The sequence below is a fragment of the Actinomadura monticuli genome (assembly GCF_041463655.1).
GTDB classification, from domain to species: Bacteria; Actinomycetota; Actinomycetes; order Streptosporangiales; family Streptosporangiaceae; genus Spirillospora; species Spirillospora monticuli.
Genome location: NZ_JAXCEI010000013.1, coordinates 85,906 through 102,680, shown reverse-complemented (window position 1 = coordinate 102,680; position 16,775 = coordinate 85,906). Strand labels below are relative to the sequence as shown.

General features: G+C 72.4%; 18 protein-coding genes and 1 pseudogene. 6 read left to right on the top strand and 13 right to left on the bottom strand.

The features are described from left to right. Positions 1–119: 119 nt before the first annotated feature. The 9 genes and pseudogenes from SM611_RS26995 to SM611_RS26955 all read right to left on the bottom strand — a co-directional run bounded on the left by SM611_RS26995 (position 120) and on the right by SM611_RS26955 (position 6,917). On the bottom strand, positions 120–839 hold the full coding sequence (locus tag SM611_RS26995; RefSeq protein ID WP_371952902.1) for an urease accessory protein UreD: 720 nt from the start codon (positions 837–839) through the stop codon (positions 120–122). Further along, positions 836–1,528, bottom strand: coding sequence for an urease accessory protein UreG (ureG, locus tag SM611_RS26990; protein ID WP_371952900.1), 693 nt, complete (start codon positions 1,526–1,528; stop codon positions 836–838). Before ureG ends, SM611_RS26995 begins: the two co-directional genes overlap by 4 nt. 15 nt (positions 1,529–1,543) lie before the next feature. Then, positions 1,544–2,260, bottom strand: a complete 717-nt coding sequence (locus tag SM611_RS26985) for an urease accessory protein UreF (protein ID WP_371952899.1) — start codon at positions 2,258–2,260, stop codon at positions 1,544–1,546. Next, positions 2,260–3,987, bottom strand: a complete 1,728-nt coding sequence (locus SM611_RS26980; RefSeq protein ID WP_371952896.1) for an urease subunit alpha — start codon at positions 3,985–3,987, stop codon at positions 2,260–2,262. The genes SM611_RS26985 and SM611_RS26980 overlap by 1 nt, the downstream gene beginning before the upstream one ends. Then, a complete protein-coding gene (locus SM611_RS26975; RefSeq protein ID WP_443112144.1) occupies positions 3,980–4,309 on the bottom strand; it encodes an urease subunit beta in 330 nt (109 codons plus the stop codon). The genes SM611_RS26980 and SM611_RS26975 overlap by 8 nt, the downstream gene beginning before the upstream one ends. Further along, positions 4,306–4,608 carry an urease subunit gamma gene (locus tag SM611_RS26970; protein ID WP_371952895.1) on the bottom strand — a complete coding sequence of 101 codons (303 nt, stop codon included), beginning with the start codon at positions 4,606–4,608 and terminating at the stop codon, positions 4,306–4,308. The genes SM611_RS26975 and SM611_RS26970 overlap by 4 nt, the downstream gene beginning before the upstream one ends. Positions 4,609–4,779: 171 nt before the next feature. Then, positions 4,780–6,177 carry a PP2C family protein-serine/threonine phosphatase gene (locus tag SM611_RS26965; protein WP_371952893.1) on the bottom strand — a complete coding sequence of 466 codons (1,398 nt, stop codon included), beginning with the start codon at positions 6,175–6,177 and terminating at the stop codon, positions 4,780–4,782. A 23-nt stretch (positions 6,178–6,200) separates the two neighbouring features. Beyond that, a pseudogene (locus SM611_RS26960) lies at positions 6,201–6,479 on the bottom strand (PAS domain-containing protein); the annotation flags it as partial. A 150-nt stretch (positions 6,480–6,629) separates the two neighbouring features. Then, entirely contained in the window at positions 6,630–6,917 is a 288-nt protein-coding gene (locus SM611_RS26955; RefSeq protein WP_371952892.1) for a hypothetical protein, read from the bottom strand. Positions 6,918–7,227: 310 nt separating this feature from the next. Here SM611_RS26955 and SM611_RS26950 point away from each other — a divergent pair, with 310 nt between their 5' ends. Then, a complete protein-coding gene (locus tag SM611_RS26950; protein WP_371952891.1) occupies positions 7,228–7,629 on the top strand; it encodes an STAS domain-containing protein in 402 nt (133 codons plus the stop codon). Positions 7,630–7,739: 110 nt separating this feature from the next. Then, complete coding sequence (locus SM611_RS26945; protein ID WP_371952890.1) at positions 7,740–8,378, top strand: GAF domain-containing protein; 639 nt, start codon at positions 7,740–7,742, stop codon at positions 8,376–8,378. 96 nt (positions 8,379–8,474) lie between these two features. On the opposite strand, the gene SM611_RS26940 is transcribed toward SM611_RS26945, so the two are convergent. Next, on the bottom strand, positions 8,475–9,179 hold the full coding sequence (locus SM611_RS26940; RefSeq protein ID WP_371952889.1) for a tetratricopeptide repeat protein: 705 nt from the start codon (positions 9,177–9,179) through the stop codon (positions 8,475–8,477). A gap of 378 nt (positions 9,180–9,557) precedes the next feature. On the opposite strand from SM611_RS26940, the gene SM611_RS26935 reads away from it, so the two are divergent. After that, the gene (locus tag SM611_RS26935; protein WP_371952888.1) at positions 9,558–11,582 is read left to right on the top strand and encodes a right-handed parallel beta-helix repeat-containing protein; all 2,025 of its coding nucleotides are present in this window, start codon (positions 9,558–9,560) and stop codon (positions 11,580–11,582) included. 176 nt (positions 11,583–11,758) lie between these two features. On the opposite strand, the gene SM611_RS26930 is transcribed toward SM611_RS26935, so the two are convergent. Next, on the bottom strand, positions 11,759–12,043 hold the full coding sequence (locus SM611_RS26930; protein WP_371953086.1) for a MerR family transcriptional regulator: 285 nt from the start codon (positions 12,041–12,043) through the stop codon (positions 11,759–11,761). Positions 12,044–12,726: 683 nt separating this feature from the next. Between SM611_RS26930 and SM611_RS26925 the strand changes: the two genes are divergently transcribed. After that, the gene (locus tag SM611_RS26925; RefSeq protein WP_371952887.1) at positions 12,727–13,743 is read left to right on the top strand and encodes a class I SAM-dependent methyltransferase; all 1,017 of its coding nucleotides are present in this window, start codon (positions 12,727–12,729) and stop codon (positions 13,741–13,743) included. 64 nt (positions 13,744–13,807) lie between these two features. Then, the gene (locus tag SM611_RS26920; RefSeq protein WP_371952885.1) at positions 13,808–14,608 is read left to right on the top strand and encodes an SAM-dependent methyltransferase; all 801 of its coding nucleotides are present in this window, start codon (positions 13,808–13,810) and stop codon (positions 14,606–14,608) included. A 32-nt stretch (positions 14,609–14,640) separates the two neighbouring features. Here SM611_RS26920 and SM611_RS26915 read toward each other — a convergent pair whose 3' ends face one another. Continuing rightward, a complete protein-coding gene (locus SM611_RS26915; RefSeq protein WP_371952884.1) occupies positions 14,641–14,979 on the bottom strand; it encodes a MerR family transcriptional regulator in 339 nt (112 codons plus the stop codon). A 248-nt stretch (positions 14,980–15,227) separates the two neighbouring features. Beyond that, entirely contained in the window at positions 15,228–15,674 is a 447-nt protein-coding gene (locus SM611_RS26910; RefSeq protein ID WP_371952882.1) for an Hsp20/alpha crystallin family protein, read from the bottom strand. Between the two features lie 353 nt (positions 15,675–16,027). Here SM611_RS26910 and SM611_RS26905 point away from each other — a divergent pair, with 353 nt between their 5' ends. Then, the gene (locus SM611_RS26905; protein ID WP_371952880.1) at positions 16,028–16,753 is read left to right on the top strand and encodes a nucleoside/nucleotide kinase family protein; all 726 of its coding nucleotides are present in this window, start codon (positions 16,028–16,030) and stop codon (positions 16,751–16,753) included. Positions 16,754–16,775 lie beyond the last annotated feature (22 nt).

Here is a 16,775-nt window from a genome sequence, read left to right as displayed (position 1 = left end):
CGGCGAACCGCTTGAGTCGGGTTAATGCAAACGCGATGCCATGTCCGCGATAATTCTGCTTTGTATCCGGTGCGTGAACTGGACCTCACCGCGGCGGGCGGCGCCCGGTGGGGTCGCGCTCAGCCGCGGGCCCGCCGCTCTCCGTGGTCGAGGCGGTGGCGGAGCGTCGCGGAGTCGGGCGCGAGGGCGGTGACCAGCACGCCCGGCCCGGCGAGCGGCATCACCGCCAGCCCCTCGCCCGCGTGGGCGTCCTTCGCCAGTCCGGGGCCGACGAGCAGCACGCTCCCGGTGCAGCGCGCGTCGCCCAGCACGGCGCCGCTGGTGTGCAGGACGCGGTCGGGCAGCCGCAGTTCGTGGCGGAGCAGCGGCGTGCCGTCGAGGGTGACGTCGACGCGTCCGGTATAGCGTCCCGGCGGTTCGCCGTGCCGGCCGAGGACGAGTTCCTCGCGCCACCGGAGCGTGGCGTCGCCCGCCAGCGCGAGGCGCGTGACCGCCCGGTGGTGGCAGCCCGCCGTCGCGACCGCCGGCTCCGGGGCGAGGTCGAGGTGCGCGCCTGGGCCGACCGAGGCCCGCACGTACGTCCTGGACTCGCCGTCGCCCGGAAGCAGCAGAGTGCTCGCGACGGACCGCACGGCGAGGGTGGCGCCCGCCGCGACGTCCAGGTCGAGGTGGAGTTCGTCGCCGCCGAGCGGCCCCGCCGCGGCCCCGACGACGTAGACGGCGTCCGGGGCGGCGCGCAGCGCGTACGGGCCGTCGGAGCGCAGCGTCGGCAGCCGGGTCCGGCCGGCGGCGTCGCGTTCGGCGCGGACGGCGGCGTGCGCCGTGTAGTGCCGGGTCACCGGGCTCCGGGGGCCGCCGCCGGTCGCGCCCGGTCCGGCGCCGTACCTTCGAGGACGGACCGGACCCAGCCGGCGACCTCGGGCGCGCCGGGGCGCTCGCGCAGTGAGCTGAAGACCACCGGCCTGCCGCCGCGGACCCGCGCCGCGTCGCGGTCCATGACCCCGAGGTCGGCGCCGACGAGCGGGGCCAGGTCGGTCTTGTTGACGACCAGCAGGTCCGCGCCGCTCACCCCGGGACCCCCCTTGCGCGGGACCTTGTCGCCGCCCGACACGTCCAGGACGAAGATCTGCCGGTCGACGAGGCCCTGGCTGAACGTCGCGGTGAGGTTGTCGCCGCCGCTCTCCACGATGACGAGGTCGAGCGGACCGTGCCGCCGCTCCAGCGACTCGACGGCGTCCAGGTTGGCGGAGATGTCGTCGCGGATCGCCGTGTGCGGGCAGCATCCGGTGCGGACGGCGACGATCCGGTCGTCCGACAGGACCGCGTTGCGGCGCAGGAAGTCGGCGTCCTCGGTCGTGTAGATGTCGTTGGTCACGACGGCCATGCGGAGCTCGTCGCGCAGCGTCCGGCACAGCGCCGCCACCAGCGCGGTCTTGCCGCTCCCGACCGGCCCGCCGACGCCCAGCCGCAGCGCCCGGCCCGGGGCCGGCGGCGCCGGGTGGGGGTCGTGATCGTGGTTCGCGCCCATGGGTCTTCCTCTCTGTCAGGATTCGAACAGGCGCAGGTCCGCCTGGAGATGCAGTTCGGCGAGGACGTCCAGGGCGGGCGCCGACGCGGCGGGCAGCGCCTCCGGATCGCCGCCGGCGGAGGCGGCGGCCTCCGCGGCGACCGCGTCCACCTGGGAGGCGAGTTCCGCGAGGACGCGGTGCACGGCCAGCGGGTCCAGCCCGAGCAGCCGCACGGCCGCGGACGCCGGACCGGTGACCGCGCCGTAGGCGCCGATCGAGGCGGCCTCCGCGGGCGAGCCGCCCGCGACGGCGACGGCGGCCCCGAGGACGAGCGGATGGTGCGGTGCGGGGAACGCCCCGAGCGCGTCCAGCACCGGATGCGGCGACATGCCGCGTACGGCGCGCAGCAGCGAGCGCCCCTGCGCCCGGGACGCCCGCCGCCCGGCGGGCGACGGCATCCTGGCGTCGGCCTCCGCGTCGAGCACCGTCCAGCCCTCGTGCCCCGCGCCGGCACCGCCGCCCGCGGAGGCCGGGCCGTTCGCGGTCCCGGCGGCGAGGGCGCAGGCGGCGGCCGAGAGCGCCGCGGTGACCAGCCCGGCGGTGGCGAGGCGGCCGTGCAGGAAGGCCGCCAGCGACGGGAGGTCGGTGACCGCGCCCGTCCCCGCCGCCGGCTCCAGGCCGCCCGAGTGCGCGTGCCCGCCCGCCGGGAGGCGGGAGTCGGCGAGAAGCAGCAGCGGCGCCGGCAGGGTCATCAGAACAGGAAGTAGCGCTGCGCCATCGGCAGCTCGGCCGCGGGGGCGGGCTCCACCTCGGCTCCGTCGATCGACACCGTGAACCTGTCCGGGTCGACGTCGATCCGCGGCAGCGCGTCGTTGAGGAGCATGTCCGCCTTGCCGAGCCGGCGGGTGTCCTTGACCGGCACGAGCGCGCGGTGCACCGCCAGCCGGTCGGCGAGGCCCGCCTCGAGGGCGGCGGGCGCCACGAAGTGCACCGAGGTGGCGGCGGCGGTGCGCGGGACGGCGCCGAACATCGGACGGGGCAGGACCGGCTGCGGGGTCGGGATCGAGGCGTTGGCGTCCCCCATCGCCGCCCAGGCGATCACTCCGCCCTTGACGACCGCCTGCGGGCGGACGCCGAAGAAGGCCGGGTGCCACAGCACCAGGTCGGCGAGCTTCCCCGGCTCCACCGAGCCGACCTCGCCGTCGAGGCCGTGCGCGATGGCGGGGTTGATCGTGTACTTGGCGACGTACCGGCGGGCGCGCAGGTTGTCCGCGGGCTCGGCGCGGCCATCCGGATCGCTCAGCGCGCCGCGGCGGAGCTTCATGACGTGGGCGGTCTGCCAGGTGCGGATGACGGTCTCGCCGATCCGTCCCATGGCCTGCGAGTCCGAGCCGATCATGGAGATGGCGCCCAGGTCGTGCAGGACGTCCTCGGCGGCCATGGTCGTGGGCCGGATGCGCGACTCGGCGAAGGCCAGGTCCTCGGGGACCGACGGGTCGAGGTGGTGGCACACCATGAGCATGTCGAGGTGCTCGTCGAGGGTGTTGACGGTGTGCGGCCGGGTCGGGTTGGTGGACGAGGGCAGCACGTTGGGGTGCGCCGCGACCGTGATGATGTCGGGCGCGTGCCCGCCGCCCGCGCCCTCGGTGTGGTACGCGTGGATCGACCGGCCGGCGACGGCGCCGAGCGTCGACTCGACGTACCCGGCCTCGTTGAGGGTGTCGGAGTGCAGCGCGACCTGCACGCCCGACGCGTCGGCGACGCGCAGGCACGCGTCGATGGCCGCCGGGGTGGAGCCCCAGTCCTCGTGCAGTTTGAAGCCGGACGCTCCGGCGCGCAGCTGCTCCCAGAGCGCCTCCTCGCCGACCGTGTTGCCCTTGCCGAGCAGCGCGACGTTCACCGGCCAGGAGTCGAGCGACTCCAGCATCCGCGGCAGGTACCAGGCGCCGGTCACGGTGGTGGCCTTGGTCCCCTCGGCCGGGCCGGTGCCGCCGCCGATGAGGGTGGTGACCCCGGCGCCGAGCGCCTCGTCCAGCAGCTGCGGGCAGATGAGGTGGACGTGGGAGTCCACGGCCCCGGCGGTGAGGATGCGTCCGTTGCCGGCGAGCACCTCGGTGGACGGCCCGATGACCAGGTCCGGGTGGACGCCGTCCATCGTGTCGGGGTTGCCGGCCTTGCCGAGCGCGACGATCCTGCCGTCGCGGATCCCGACGTCGGCCTTGATCACGCCCCAGTGGTCGAGCACCACGGCGCCGGTGACGACCAGGTCGAGGGCGCCGTCCGCGCGGGTGGTGCGCGCCTGCCCCATCGACTCGCGGATCACCTTCCCGCCGCCGAAGACCGCCTCGTCGCCGGCCGAGGCGCCGCGGCTGCGGTCCTCGGTGACCTCGATGAACAGGTCGGTGTCGGCCAGCCGGATCCGGTCTCCGGCGGTGGGGCCGTACAGCTGCGCGTACCGGGCCCGCGACAGCTCAGCCATCGAGCGCCCCCGCGCGCTCGGGACGCAGCCCCGGCACCACCCGGTTCCCGGCCAGCGCCACCAGGTCGACCTCCCGGGTCAGGCCGGGCTCGAACCGCACCGAGGTGCCCGCCGGCACGTCCAGCCGGCACCCCCAGGCGGCGGACCGGTCGAAGTCCAATGCCGGGTTCGCGACCGCGAAGTGGTAGTGGGAGCCGACCTGGACGGGGCGGTCGCCGGTGTTCACGACGGTGACCGCGACACGGGACCGGCCGGTGTTCAGGGGGACCGGTGGGCCGTCGCCCGGCACGACCTCGCCGGGCACCAGCGGACGCCCGCTCACGGGATCGGCCGGTGGACGGTCACCAGCTTGGTGCCGTCGGGGAACGTCGCCTCGATCTGCACCGAGTCGAGCATCTCCGGAATGCCTTCCATCACGTCCTCCCGGGTCAGCACCGTGCGGCCGGACTCCATCAGCTCGGCGACCGTACGCCCGTCGCGAGCGCCCTCCAGGACGTGGACCGCGATGATGGCGGTCGCCTCCGGATGGTTGAGCCGCAGGCCGCGGGCCCGCCGCTCCCGCGCGACCGAGGCCGCGACGTGCAGCAGCAGGCGCTCCTGCTCATGTGGGCTGATCAGCACGTTCCGGACCCTACTGTCCGGAACAGAACGGAACGCATCTCTATTACGGATTTAACAGCGAATTTACATCGTTAGTGGGAAAGCTCACTTACTCCACTGCGGGAATTGCCGCAACGACGAATTCGCGCTGCGTTATCGGCGCCCGGTGCCGCGATAAGGCCGGACTGCCCGTCACCCGGGGATGCGGAGGGCCAGCAGCGCCACGTCGTCCTCGCCGGCGGGCTCTATGCGCTCTAGAAGCTCGTCGCACAGGTCGGGCAGGGGGAACTGGGCCAGGTGTGAGCCGTGACGGCGAAGGCTGGTGAGGCGGTCGGTCAGGTCGGCGTCGCGGGTCTCGACGAGCCCGTCGGTGTAGAGCAGGAGGGTCGACAGGGGCGGGAGGAACCGGCTGCCGTCGGGGCGGGTCCCGGCGACTTCGGGGGCGCCGAGCAGCACTCCGTGCTCGTCCAGGAAATGGGTGTCGCCGTCGTGGGTGACCAGGAGGGGCGGGGGGTGGCCGGCGTTGCACCAGCGCAGGCGCCAGGGAGCGCCCGGGGTCCCCTCGACGCGGCCGAAGACGGCGGTCGCGAGTTCGGCGTCGCTGACGGCGCCCATGACGTCGTCCAGGCGCGCCATGACGGCGCTGGGCGGCTCGGCCATGTCCCAGGCCAGTGCCCGGAGCATGTTGCGGACCTGGGCCATGCGGGCGGCCGCCGGCAGGTCGTGGCCGACGATGTCGCCGATGACCAGTCCGGTGGCGCCGTCGGGCAGGGTGAAGGCGTCGTACCAGTCCCCGCCGACCCAGCTGACCTTGGCCGCGGGCACGTACCGGGCCTCCAGCCGCAGTTCGCCCTGCTGCGGCAGGGGGGTGAGCAGGTTGCGCTGCATCGCCTCGGCGGTGTTGCGCTGCTCGGCGTACAGGCGGGCGTTGGCGAGGACCAGGCCGGTGCGGCGTGCGACGTCCTCGACGACGAGCCTGTCGCCCGGCCCGTAGAGCTGCCCCGGGCGGGAGTAGCCCAGTGTGAGCGCGCCGTAGGTCTCCCCCCGTGCGGCCAGCGGGGTGATGATCGCGCTCTTGGCGTCCATGACCTGGAAGAGTTCGTACTGGGCCGCGCTGAGAGGTTCGTCCGGGCGGCGGTCGGCGTCCGCGCTGATGACGACCGTGGTGCCGCCGCGGAGCACCTGGGCCAGCGGCCCGCGCGGTGTCCGGGGAAGGGGCGGAAGGGGCCCCTCCAGGCCGGCGATGTCGGCGGCGGACAGTTCGCGGTGCGTCGCGGCGGCCCGCTCGACACGGCCGTCGGGGAGCAGCAGGTCGACCTCGGCCCAGTCTCCGAGCGCGGGCACCACGAGCCGGACCAGCCGCCTCAGCACCTCCGTCTCGTTGAGCGTGGACGACAGCACCGTGGTGATCTCGGCGACCAGCGCCAGCCGTGCGTTGGCCCGCTCCACCTGGGCCGCCCGGTCGCGCAGCTCGCGCTCGACCGCGAACCGGTCGGAGACGTCCTGCAGGACGATGACCACCCCGGCGACCGCGCCCGTCTCCGGTGCGGCCCCCGGCCGCTCGCCGGTGTAGATGGGTGCCACGACCACGAGCACGTCACCAGCCGCCCGTCGCGATGGACGAAGCTCTCGGCGTCCCCGTGGTCGGGGACGCCGGTGCGCTGCGCGCGCAGGAGGCGTTCGGACGGGCGGTGCCCGTCGCCGTCCCGCTGGAGGATCCGGTGCAGCCGCTTCCCCAGCACCTCCTCGCGGGTGTACCCGAGAAGCTGCTGCGCCCGCGGATTCCACGCCGTGATCCGGCCGGACTCGTCGGTGGCCAGAACACCGGAGTTCATCGCCTCCACCAGACGATCCTGAGCCCTGCCCCGCCGGCCGCTCACCTTCCCGGTCATTTCACCCCCCTCTGGATTCGACACCCCGCCTCTTCCCTCGAGATCACCCCGAACACCCAGACACCAGGCCCTCCGGCGGACAGGCGCCCTCGCCGAGGGAGTCGCACCGGCACCCTCTGGCGGCCCCGGTACGCGGCGCGCGCCGGGCGGCTAGAGCGCTTCGCCGACCCAGCGCCATGTGCCGTCCTCGCACTGGGCGCGGATCAGGTGCGCACCGCCGGCGTCCGCGAGCTCGGCGACCTTCCGGATCAGCCGGCGGTGGAAATCGGCGGGCGGACGGCCACCGGCCGCCGGGCCCTCCAGAAGCGTCACGTCGACCTTCGTCGCGTCGCGGAGCTGCGCGGTCAACCGACCTGTCGCGTCCAGGCGAAGTATCACGATCGCATCGGCGCGGATCATGTCACCTCCGTCGGCGGCCGAGATCCACACGTCACTCATGAGCCTCATCTCCAAAGGCCCCCGAACCCCGCGCCCTACCACTTCAACATAAAGCGCGCCGCGCCCCCAGAGGCCGCGGCGGGTTTTCGATGCCACTTGGCACGGCCGCTCCGAGCCCGTCCGCCGCGGCCCGCGCGCCGGGACGGCGCCCGGGAGCGCCGCGGGAGCACATGCCGGAGTTCATCACGCGATGATCGCCGGCCGAGGGCGTAGACTCCTCGTGACGAGGGTTCCTCAACACGGGCGATCAAGCTCGCGTCCCCTGGTTTCTCGATTCTCGGCTCCTCCGGGGCCAGACAGGTCCGGCGCGATGACGCCGCAACACCAGCCCTTCCGTACCGCCGCCGGGGAACCGGCCGGGCTGACCCGCGAACGGTTCGCCGACCACACCGTCATCGCCCTCAGCGGCGAACTCGACGCCGCCTCCGCACCGTTCCTCCGCGATCGGCTGCACGCCGCACTGCGGGACACCGGCGCGTACGTGATCATCGACCTGTCGGACGTGACGTTCTGCGACGCGTCCGGGCCGGCGATGCTCGTCGGCGCACGCCGCCGGACGGAGGCCAAGGGCACCGCCGTGATCCTCGCCGCGCCGCGGCCGCAGACCGCCGGGCTGCTGGAGGCCACCGGGCTGCTCGGCGCCTTCTCCGTCGAGATCTCCGTCGCCGCGGCACGGACCGCCGGGCGCGGTACGCGGACGGCGGCGGCCTGACCGCGCGGCACGCCCCCGGCGGATCCGCAGGCGATCGGCCGCGGGCGGCACCGCCTGCCGCCGGGCCGGAGTCCGGCACCGGATCAGCACGAGGAGAGCGGGATGACGAGATGACCGGACACGACCTGCCGGTGAGCGGCTGGGCGCCGACGGGCGAGATCCGCGGTGCGGAGAACGGCCGGCGCCTGGACGCGTCGTTCGACCTGATGAGGGCGGTCCTGGACGGAGCCGCCCTCCCGCGCCTGCTGATCCTCGTCGCCGAACGCGCCCGTGCCATGGCGGGCGTTCCGCTGGCGTTCATCGCCCTCCCCGACGAGGCCGCGCTCACGCTGCGGATCGACATCGCGGTCGGCGCCGGCAGCGACCGGATACGCGGCCTGACGGTACGGCGCGGCCGGTCGATGCTCGGCCGCGCGTTCGGCTCCCGCCGGGCCCTGTCCGCGCGGATCGTCGCCGACCAGACGCTCAGCGCCCTGCCCGCGGGCCCGATCCTGATACTGCCGCTGGACACCGGCGAGGCGACCCGCGGCGTCCTCGCCGTCCTCGGACGACCGGGCGCGCAGCCGTTCAGCCCGGCCGCCACCCGCCAGCTGCTGCTGTTCGCCGACACCTCCGCCCGCCTCGTCCAGCTCGCCGAGGACCAGCGTGCGTCCGGCCCGCCCGCCCGCGCGGCCGCCCAGGTCACCGCTCTCCGATCGCTCGCGGCCCACCCGGATGTCACCCGGCGAGGCGGAGATCACCACGGGTGAACCGCGGACGGACACCCGGGCCCCCACCCACGACCGCCGGCGGCCGCCGGCGGTCAGATCAAGGCCCCTCGGTCACGCCCCGGGCCCCCGCGCGCGTCAGGTCTTCGACTTCCCGGCCGCCTCGACCGCCTCGGCCGCGCGCTGACGCCACCACGCCGCCCCGCCCCGGCGCCCTCTTCCCAGCAACATCGTGCTGAGGTTGAGCATGGCGTTGGCGTCGCCGGCATCGGCGGCACGTCGCATCCACCGCTCGGCCTCATCCTCGATGCCCGAAGCCGCCAGCGCGCAGCCGAGGTTCACCATGGCGGGGACATGACCGCCTTCAGCGCCTCGCCGGTACCACCGCTCGGCCTCTCTCGCCCTGCCCGTCCGGGTCAGAAGAATGCCGAGGTTCAGCATGGCGTCCGTGCTCCCCGCCCGGCCGGCTCGCCGATACCATCGCTCGGCCGTTTCGGTCCGCCCCTCGGCATCGGCAAGGCCGCCGAGGCTGAACATCGCGTTGACCTCGCCGGCGTCCGCGGCACGCGTCCACCACTGCTCGGCCTCACCGCTCCGCCCCGAGTGATAAAGCACGACACCCAGATTGTTCATGGCTCCGGGCGTAGGAGCGGCATCGACGGCGCGGCGCGACCACAGCTCGGCCTCCGCCGCCTGGCCCATATCATCCAGGAGGGAACCGAGACTGCCCATGGCCCCGCCATGACCGGCCTCAGCCGCCCGGCGGAAATGCACTTCGGCCTCCTCCAGATGCCCGTCCTCCCGGGCCGTCACACCGAGCATGTGTTGGACGGCCGAGTTCACGCCGGGGAACCTCGAACGAATTCTGCCCTGCAGGCGTCTGACCAGTCCCATCATTCCGAACAGCGCTCCCGGGTTGCCGCCGGTCCGGAGCCCTCGGTTTCCGAGGCGCTCTCCTCGTTCGACGCATTCACGGCACAGTCCAGGGCACCCGGCCACAAAACCGGCATGACCTAAGCAGGACACCCCGGCCTGGTTTAACGGAGCGGCGAAGGCGCCCGGCGCGGACGCGGGGCAGAAGATCGGTATCAGTCTGCTTGTGAGACTTCCTCGGATTTGTGGATCGTGGTTCCATGTGTACCGAGCAAGCGTTCGGGGGGTAAATCGGAGCGCTGAGCGAGGGAGTGCCGGATGGGCCCGCGGTTTCTGAGGAGGTTGTGGGTGCCCCTGGCAGCCGCGGCCGTGCTGGTACTCGGCATGGTGCAGGCGGTGCAGGCGCACATCGAGCGGCCGTCGTACTGGCCGTCTCCCGGACCGGACTGCTCCATCAGCCCGTGCGCGGGCGGGACGGTGCCGACACCGCGGAGTCTGGGGTCAGCCATCGAGACCGTCCCGGGGAGCACGACCCGCGTGGTGTGCCGGCCGGACTCGCTGGAGCGGCTGGACGCCTCGATCAAGCGGGCGCTGAAGTCGGGCTACAACGTCCGCCCGCACGACCACCGGACGCTCAGCGCCACCGAGGCGCAGAACCTGAGACGGATCAACCAGGCGTTGTTCGAGCAGTGCCGATACAGCGAGATCCAGCCCGCGGTGACCGATTCGGGGAACAACGACCGGGTCGTGGTGCTGCCGGGTCTCTACACCGAGCCCACGGCGCGCCAGAAGCCGACCCACGACCCCGCGTGCGACCAGTACAAGCTGAGCACGGGGGCGTACTCCTACCTCGGCGAGTTCAACTGCCAGAACGACGCCAACCTGATCGCCGTGCTCGGCCGGGCCCCCGGCGGCGGCCAGGACCCGGACCCTCCGCTCGTCGACCGGCACGGCATCCCCAACCGGGGCGCGTGCGTGCGATGCAACCTCCAGCTCGAAGGGTCGGGCGTGAGCGCCGACGACGTGGTCGTGGACGCCGGCGACCCCTCGTCCGGCAACGGCGGCCCGCGCAACTCGGTGAAGGACGTCGGCATCCGCGCCGACCGCGCCGACGGGTTCGTGCTGCGGAACCTGACCGTCCGGCACGCCGAAGAGCACGACATCTACGTCCTGGAGACCAACGGGTACCTGCTGGACAGCTTCAAGACCTTCTACGCGGGCGAGTACGGCGTGCTCACCTTCGTCGAGGACCACGGCGTGATCCAGAACTGCGAGGCGGCCGGCAACGGCGACTCCGGGCTGTATCCCGGGTCGGGTGCGAAGACCGGCGCCGGACGCGACGAGAAGGTCTACCCCACCGCGCGCTACAGCCAGCAGATCCGCTACTGCGACTCGCACCACAACGCCAGCGGCTACTCGGGCACCGACGGCAACGCCACCTGGGTGCACCACAACAACTTCTACGACAACGCCCTCGGCTTCACCACCGACGTGTTCACCGCCGCCGGGCATCCCGGTTTCCCGCAGCAGGGCGACCTCATCGAGCACAACGACTTCTTCTCCAACAACTTCAACCCCTACCTGGCGGACAGCGACGTGGTGCCGACCGTGCCCGTCCCGGTGGGGACGGGGATGTGGATCGCCGGCGGTGACGACAACGTCATCCGGAACAACACCTTCCGCGACAACCGGCGGCGCGGGGCCATGCTCTTCGCCGTCCCGGACGCGTTCGTCTGCGCCGACCAGCCCATGACGGGCTGCGACCCGCTGAAGCTGTCCACCTCGCACCGCAACCAGTTCTACGGCAACCGCATGACCGGCAACGGCCTGGACTTCTGGTGGGACGCCTTCCCCGGCAACACCGGCAACTGCTGGTATTCCAACGGCACCGTCACCACCTCGCCCAGCAACCTGCCGGACTGCCTCAACGGCAAGGCGCCCTTCCTCAGCTTCGGGTTCGGCAACCTGGGCAACGAGCTCGAACTGCTCACGTGCATGGCCAACCTGAAGCCCGGCGGTGCTTGCCCGTGGTTCACGACCCCCGAGGCCACCGCCCCGGCCGCATCCCGGACGGCACCGGCTGGCGACGACCACGACCACCCCGAGACGAGCGCACTCGACGACGCGATGCTCGCCGCGATGACCTGCCATTCCTGGAAGGAGATGACGACCGGCCAGCGCGACCACATGCTGGACAAGATGGCGGTGTTCATGGGCGGCCAGATCGACCATCCGGGAGCGCGCGGCACGACGCTGAGCAACCAGAAGGCGACCGGCATGCTCGACAACGCCTGCGGGCTGTCCTTCGCGGGGCCGTTCAAGCTCTACAAGCTCTACGCCCGGGCGGCGGCGTTCCCCCTGCAACTCCCGTAACGACACACGGGGGCGGCCTTTCCTGCCCCCGGACGCGGCAGTGTTTGGTCGCGGGCGGCGCCACCGAGGGCGTGGCCCGCGACGCCGCCGCCACTCCCCCGCCGTCCTGGCCCGGCGCGCCGTTGTCGCCGTTTCCCTGGGCGCGGCCGGTCCCGCGGTCTGCGGATTCGGCGTCGCTATGCCGGGTTCTGGGGCGGGTGCTGCGCAGCGCGGTCTTTCTGGAGTTGGGCGTTGATGCGCTGGGCTTCGGCGAGTTGGTCTTCCAGGATGATGATGCGGCAGGCGGCCTCCATCGGAGTGCCCTGGTCGACCAGATCGCGGGCCCGCTGCGCGAGACGCAACTGGTAGCGGGAGTAGCGGCGGTGCCCGCCGGGCGAGCGCTGCGGGACGATCAGCCGGGCGGCGTCCAGGCCTCGCAGGAACGCCGGTGTGACGTCCAGCATCTCGGCGGCGCGCCCCATGCTGTAGGCCGGGTAGTCCTCGTCGTCGAACTTGCCTTCCAGCCCGCCAGCCTGGTCCTGCGGGTGCTGCTCGTCTGGCTGGGCTCCGGCCTGGGCCGGGTGGGATGCCTTCACTAAACCTTCCGTACTGCCTCGGGTCGGCCGTGACGACGACAGGGGCCCCGGTGCCAGACTGCGGCACCGGGGCCCAAAGGAACTACACCATCTACCGGCTCCGAAGAGCCGGCCTTCCGCGCCGGCCACTCAGTGGCGAGCGGCTGTGCGGGGATCGCGGATGCGTGACCGTAGACCACCGTCCAATCTGCGGAGCCGCGGTACCCGAGCGGCATCGATGAAGCCTGCTGCGGGCGATCCCGATGGCGTCGAACCCTCCTTACCTCGACATCACTACCTGTACTGCGTGTTCCATGTGTTCTCTTGCGCCAGGCGGCCCGAAGGCCACCCGGTGGACCGGCTGCCGGGGCCCCTTCCACTGCGTTGGCCCCGGCACGCACGGCCTGTGTCATCCGTACCTGACGGCAGTTCGTCCTCTGCCGCCTCTCTTGGACTCGCTTCTCTTCGATGACAAGGAGACTACCCGCCCCATCCTCGAAAATCTACCTCGGCCACCACAGAGTTTCGTAGATCACACTGCCCGGTTCGTTGCACGGGTCAGGAGGGGTTGTTTCTGCATCATGTGATGTATGACGAGTGGTGCTGCGGCGATGCCGGCATGGGAGTCGATGAGCGAGGAGCAGGTCGGGCGCTGGCGAGAGGTCTTGGACGGGGTGGCGGGGATGCTGCCGGAGGGTCCCGTGTCCGTGCTGGTCGACGGAGGCCCGCACACGGGCGCGTTCGCCGAGCGACTGGCGTGCCGGCTCCGGGACGCCGGTCGCGTACGGCCCGGCGGAGAGGCGTCCGGGCCGGGTCTGCGGACCGTCACGGTGGCGGCGGGGAGCGGGTGGCGTGCCCGCCCGCCGGTGGGCGGCTGGGACGTCGTCATCTGGTTGCGCTCCCACCGTGCCGCCGGCGGGGACGCCGAGAACGGCGCCGACATCGTGATCGACCTGCACGACGTCACGTGGCCGGTGATCCGCCATGTCGCGCCGCGCCTGGCCGGGCAGGGCGGCTGGTTCGCCGCGGAGACCCGGGCGTTCTTCGGCCCGCGCGCGGCGGCCTGGGACGCCAAGTTCGGCGACGACGTCCCGGCCTACACCTCGGCGATCGCGGAGGCCGCCCTCCCCGAAGGGGGAAGCGTCGTGGACGTGGGCTGCGGCACCGGACGCGCGCTGCCCGTCCTGCGCAGCGCGGTCGGCCCCGCCGGAAAGGTGATCGGCGTGGACCTCACACCGCAGATGCTGGACACCGCGCGAGCCCACGGCCGTGCCCGGCACTGCGTCCTGATGCTGGCCGACGCGCGCCGGCTGCCGTTCGCGGACGCCCGGCTCGACGCGGTCTTCGCCGCCGGGCTGGTCCAGCACATGCCCGACCCGGCGGCCGCACTCGTCGAACTGGCCCGCATCACCCGGCGCGGCGGCCGGTTGATCGTCTTCCACCCGTCCGGACGGGCGGCATTGGCCGCGCGCCACGGCCGCATCCTCCGCCCCGGCGAACTCCTGGCGCAGGCGCGGCTCGGACCGCTGCTGGCACGCACGGGCTGGCGCCTGGACGCCTACGACGACCCGCCCCACCGGTTCCTCGTCCTGGCCACCCGCTGTTAGCCGCCGACGGCACGCGCCGGCGGGTTAGCTTGTCCTTCACGACTACGGAAAGCGGGAGCCGGCGATGAGCTCAGAAAGTCCCGACCGCAGCATCGACAGCACCGTGCCGCATTCGGCGCGGATCTGGAACTACCTGCTGGGCGGCAAGGACAACTATCCCGTCGACCGGGAGGCCGGCGACAAGGTCTTCCAGATCTTCCCCGGCATGGTCGACATGACCCGCCACTCCCGGCACATGCTCACACGGGTGGTGCGGTATCTGGCCGGCGAGGCGGGCATCCGCCAGTTCCTGGACATCGGCACCGGGCTCCCCACCATGGACAACACCCATGAGGTCGCCCAGCGCGTGGCGCCCACGTCCAGGATCGTCTACGTCGACAACGACCCATTGGTGCTGCTGCACGCCAGGGCGCTGCTCAACAGCAGGCCCGAAGGGGCCACCGACTACATCGAGGCCGATGTGCGCGACCCCGACGTCATCATCGCCGAGGCCGCCAGGACGCTGGACTTCAGCCGGCCCACCGCCCTCATGCTCATGGGCATCCTGGGACTGGTCAGCGACTACGACGAGGCCCGGTCGATCGTGGATCGCCTGCGGGCGGTGCTGGCGCCGGGCAGCTACGTCGCGGTCTACGACGGTACCGACACAGACCCCGCCTACGTGGAGGCCATCCGGAACTACAACGCCGCCAGCGGCGCCGTCGCCTACACACCGCGCAGTCCGGAGCAGATCGCCGGGTACCTCGACGGGCTGGAGCTGGTGGAGCCGGGTGTCGTGACCGTGACCCGGTGGCGTCCTGAGCCCAGTCCTTGGGGGGAGGCACCCGAGGTGGCCTGCGCCGGCGGCGTCGGCCGCAAGCCCTGAAGGCGGGCCGAAAGCGACTGCCGTCTACGGCCTCACTCGCCTTTCGGCCCCTGGTCGGGCAGGTGGCCGAGCTCGACCAGCCGGGCGGCCAGTGCGTCGCGTTCGCGGGTGAGTTCGGCGAGCTCGTGCTGGAGCTCGAAGATCCGTCGGATGGCGGGCAGGGTCATGCCCTCGTCCATCATGCCGACGACCTGCTGGATGCGGCCGATCTCGTTGCGGCTGTATCGGCGTTGCCCGCCGGTCGAACGCCGGGGTGAGACGACCTGCTGGCTGTCGATGCGGCGCAGGAACGCCTGCTGCACCCGCAGCATGTCGGCGACCTGTCCGACGGTGAACAGCGCCGCGTACTCGTCATCGATCGGCAGTCCCATGCCGTCCTCTCGTTCTTGCGCGATCTTGCTCGTGGGCCCCCCGGACGCCGCGCCGGCCCCGGTCGAGGCGGTGCGTCGTGCGGGCCGTCCCCTGGTCTCGGCCGCGCACCTGCCGGGGACGACCAGCGACGATCCGGCCCGGCGGGCGCCGTACGCCCACCGGGCCGCGACCGGTCCCTCACCACCGGCCGCGCCGCCGCGACGGCATGACCCGTGTTCTGGCGCGGGAGAGGAGGGACGCGCGCCGGTCAGCTTTTGATCGCCTTCTGGGTTCCCTCGGCCTGGACGGCGACCTTGCGCGGCCGGGCCTTCTCCAGGACGGGGATGCGGACGGCCAGGACACCGTTGTTGTACGCGGCCTCGATCGCCTCGGCGTCCAGGTGCTCCGACAGGTAGACGCGGCGGGTGAAGGCGCCCATGGTGCGCTCGCGGACGAAGACGCGCTCGTCCTCGCCGAACTCCTCCTCACGGCGCGCGGTGACGGTCAGCACGCCGCGGTCCACGGTGACCTCGATCGAACCGGGGTCGACGCCCGGCAGGTCGAACCGCAGGACGACGTCGTCGGCGCGGCGGATCCCGTCCATCGGCATGCTCGCGCCGTTGCCGAGGGTGGCCTGCCCGGTGGCCTGGCGGACCGCGCGGTCGAACTGGCGCTCGAACTCCTGCACGAAGGGGTCGATCGACGTCAGCAGCATCTTTGCTTCACCTCCGAAGTTTCCCCGGGACCTCCACGCCCGAGATGTCATTGCCTCGCAAGGAGGAACCTTGCAACTCAGATTATAGATACTGTGCTCCCCGGATCGTCAAGTACTGGCTCACTCACCGGCAGGTCCGCACGGCGCAGCCATGCCGGAACGTGGCTCCATGCAGGTCAGGCAGCAGATGCCAGGCCAGGAAGGTAGAGATGGGCATGCCTCGCGAGCGCAGTCGAGCGGAGCACGACCTCCCTGCCAAGAGATGATCAAGGGCGGCCGTCAAATCACGGCGGCGGCGGGCCGGATTCATCGGGCCGGGCGCGGCTGCCCGTCGATCAAGCTAGCTTCACGTCATGGGAGTCGAGCGGGCGCCGGTCCATCATTCGGTCTCAACATGGCGGCAGCCGACGCCGCCTCCGGGCACGCCCCAGCGCCACGCGGTGGTCGAGCGGGTCGCCGAACGCGTCCTCCGCCTCGGCGAGGGCCGGCTGAGGGTGGCGATCGATGGACGGACCGCCGCCGGCAAGACCAGCCTGGGCCACGAACTCGCAGAGCGGATCAGCGCCGCCGGGCGCCCGGTGCTCAGGGCGAGCCTGGACGACTTCAAGCGGCCATGGCGAGAGGCCCATCTCTACGACCGCACCTCTGGCGAGGGCTACTACCGCAATGCCTTCGACTACACAGCCGTCACGACGCTGCTGCTGCAACCGTCCGGACCACGCGGTTCGGGACAGTGCGCCCTTTGCGGCATCGACCCGCTCACCCAGCGCGACCACTCATCGAACGTCGTGCAGGCGCCTCCCGACGCCGTGCTCGTCGTCGACGGGGTCTTCGCCTTCCGGCCGCAGATCAACGCGTACTGGGACCTGCGGATCTGGCTTGAAGTGGACGCCGAGGTGTCGATTCAGCGGGGCATCGCCCGCGACCGCGCCCGGGAGGGAACCGAAGCCGAAACTCTGCACCGTGACCGCTACCTCCCCGCCGAGCGCCTCTACATGGCGGAAGTCGATCCAGCCCGGCTGGCGGAGGTCATCATCGGCAACAACGAGATCGACCGCCCGAGAATCCTCCGGATCTGACATGCGGGCCGCTCGACCAGCG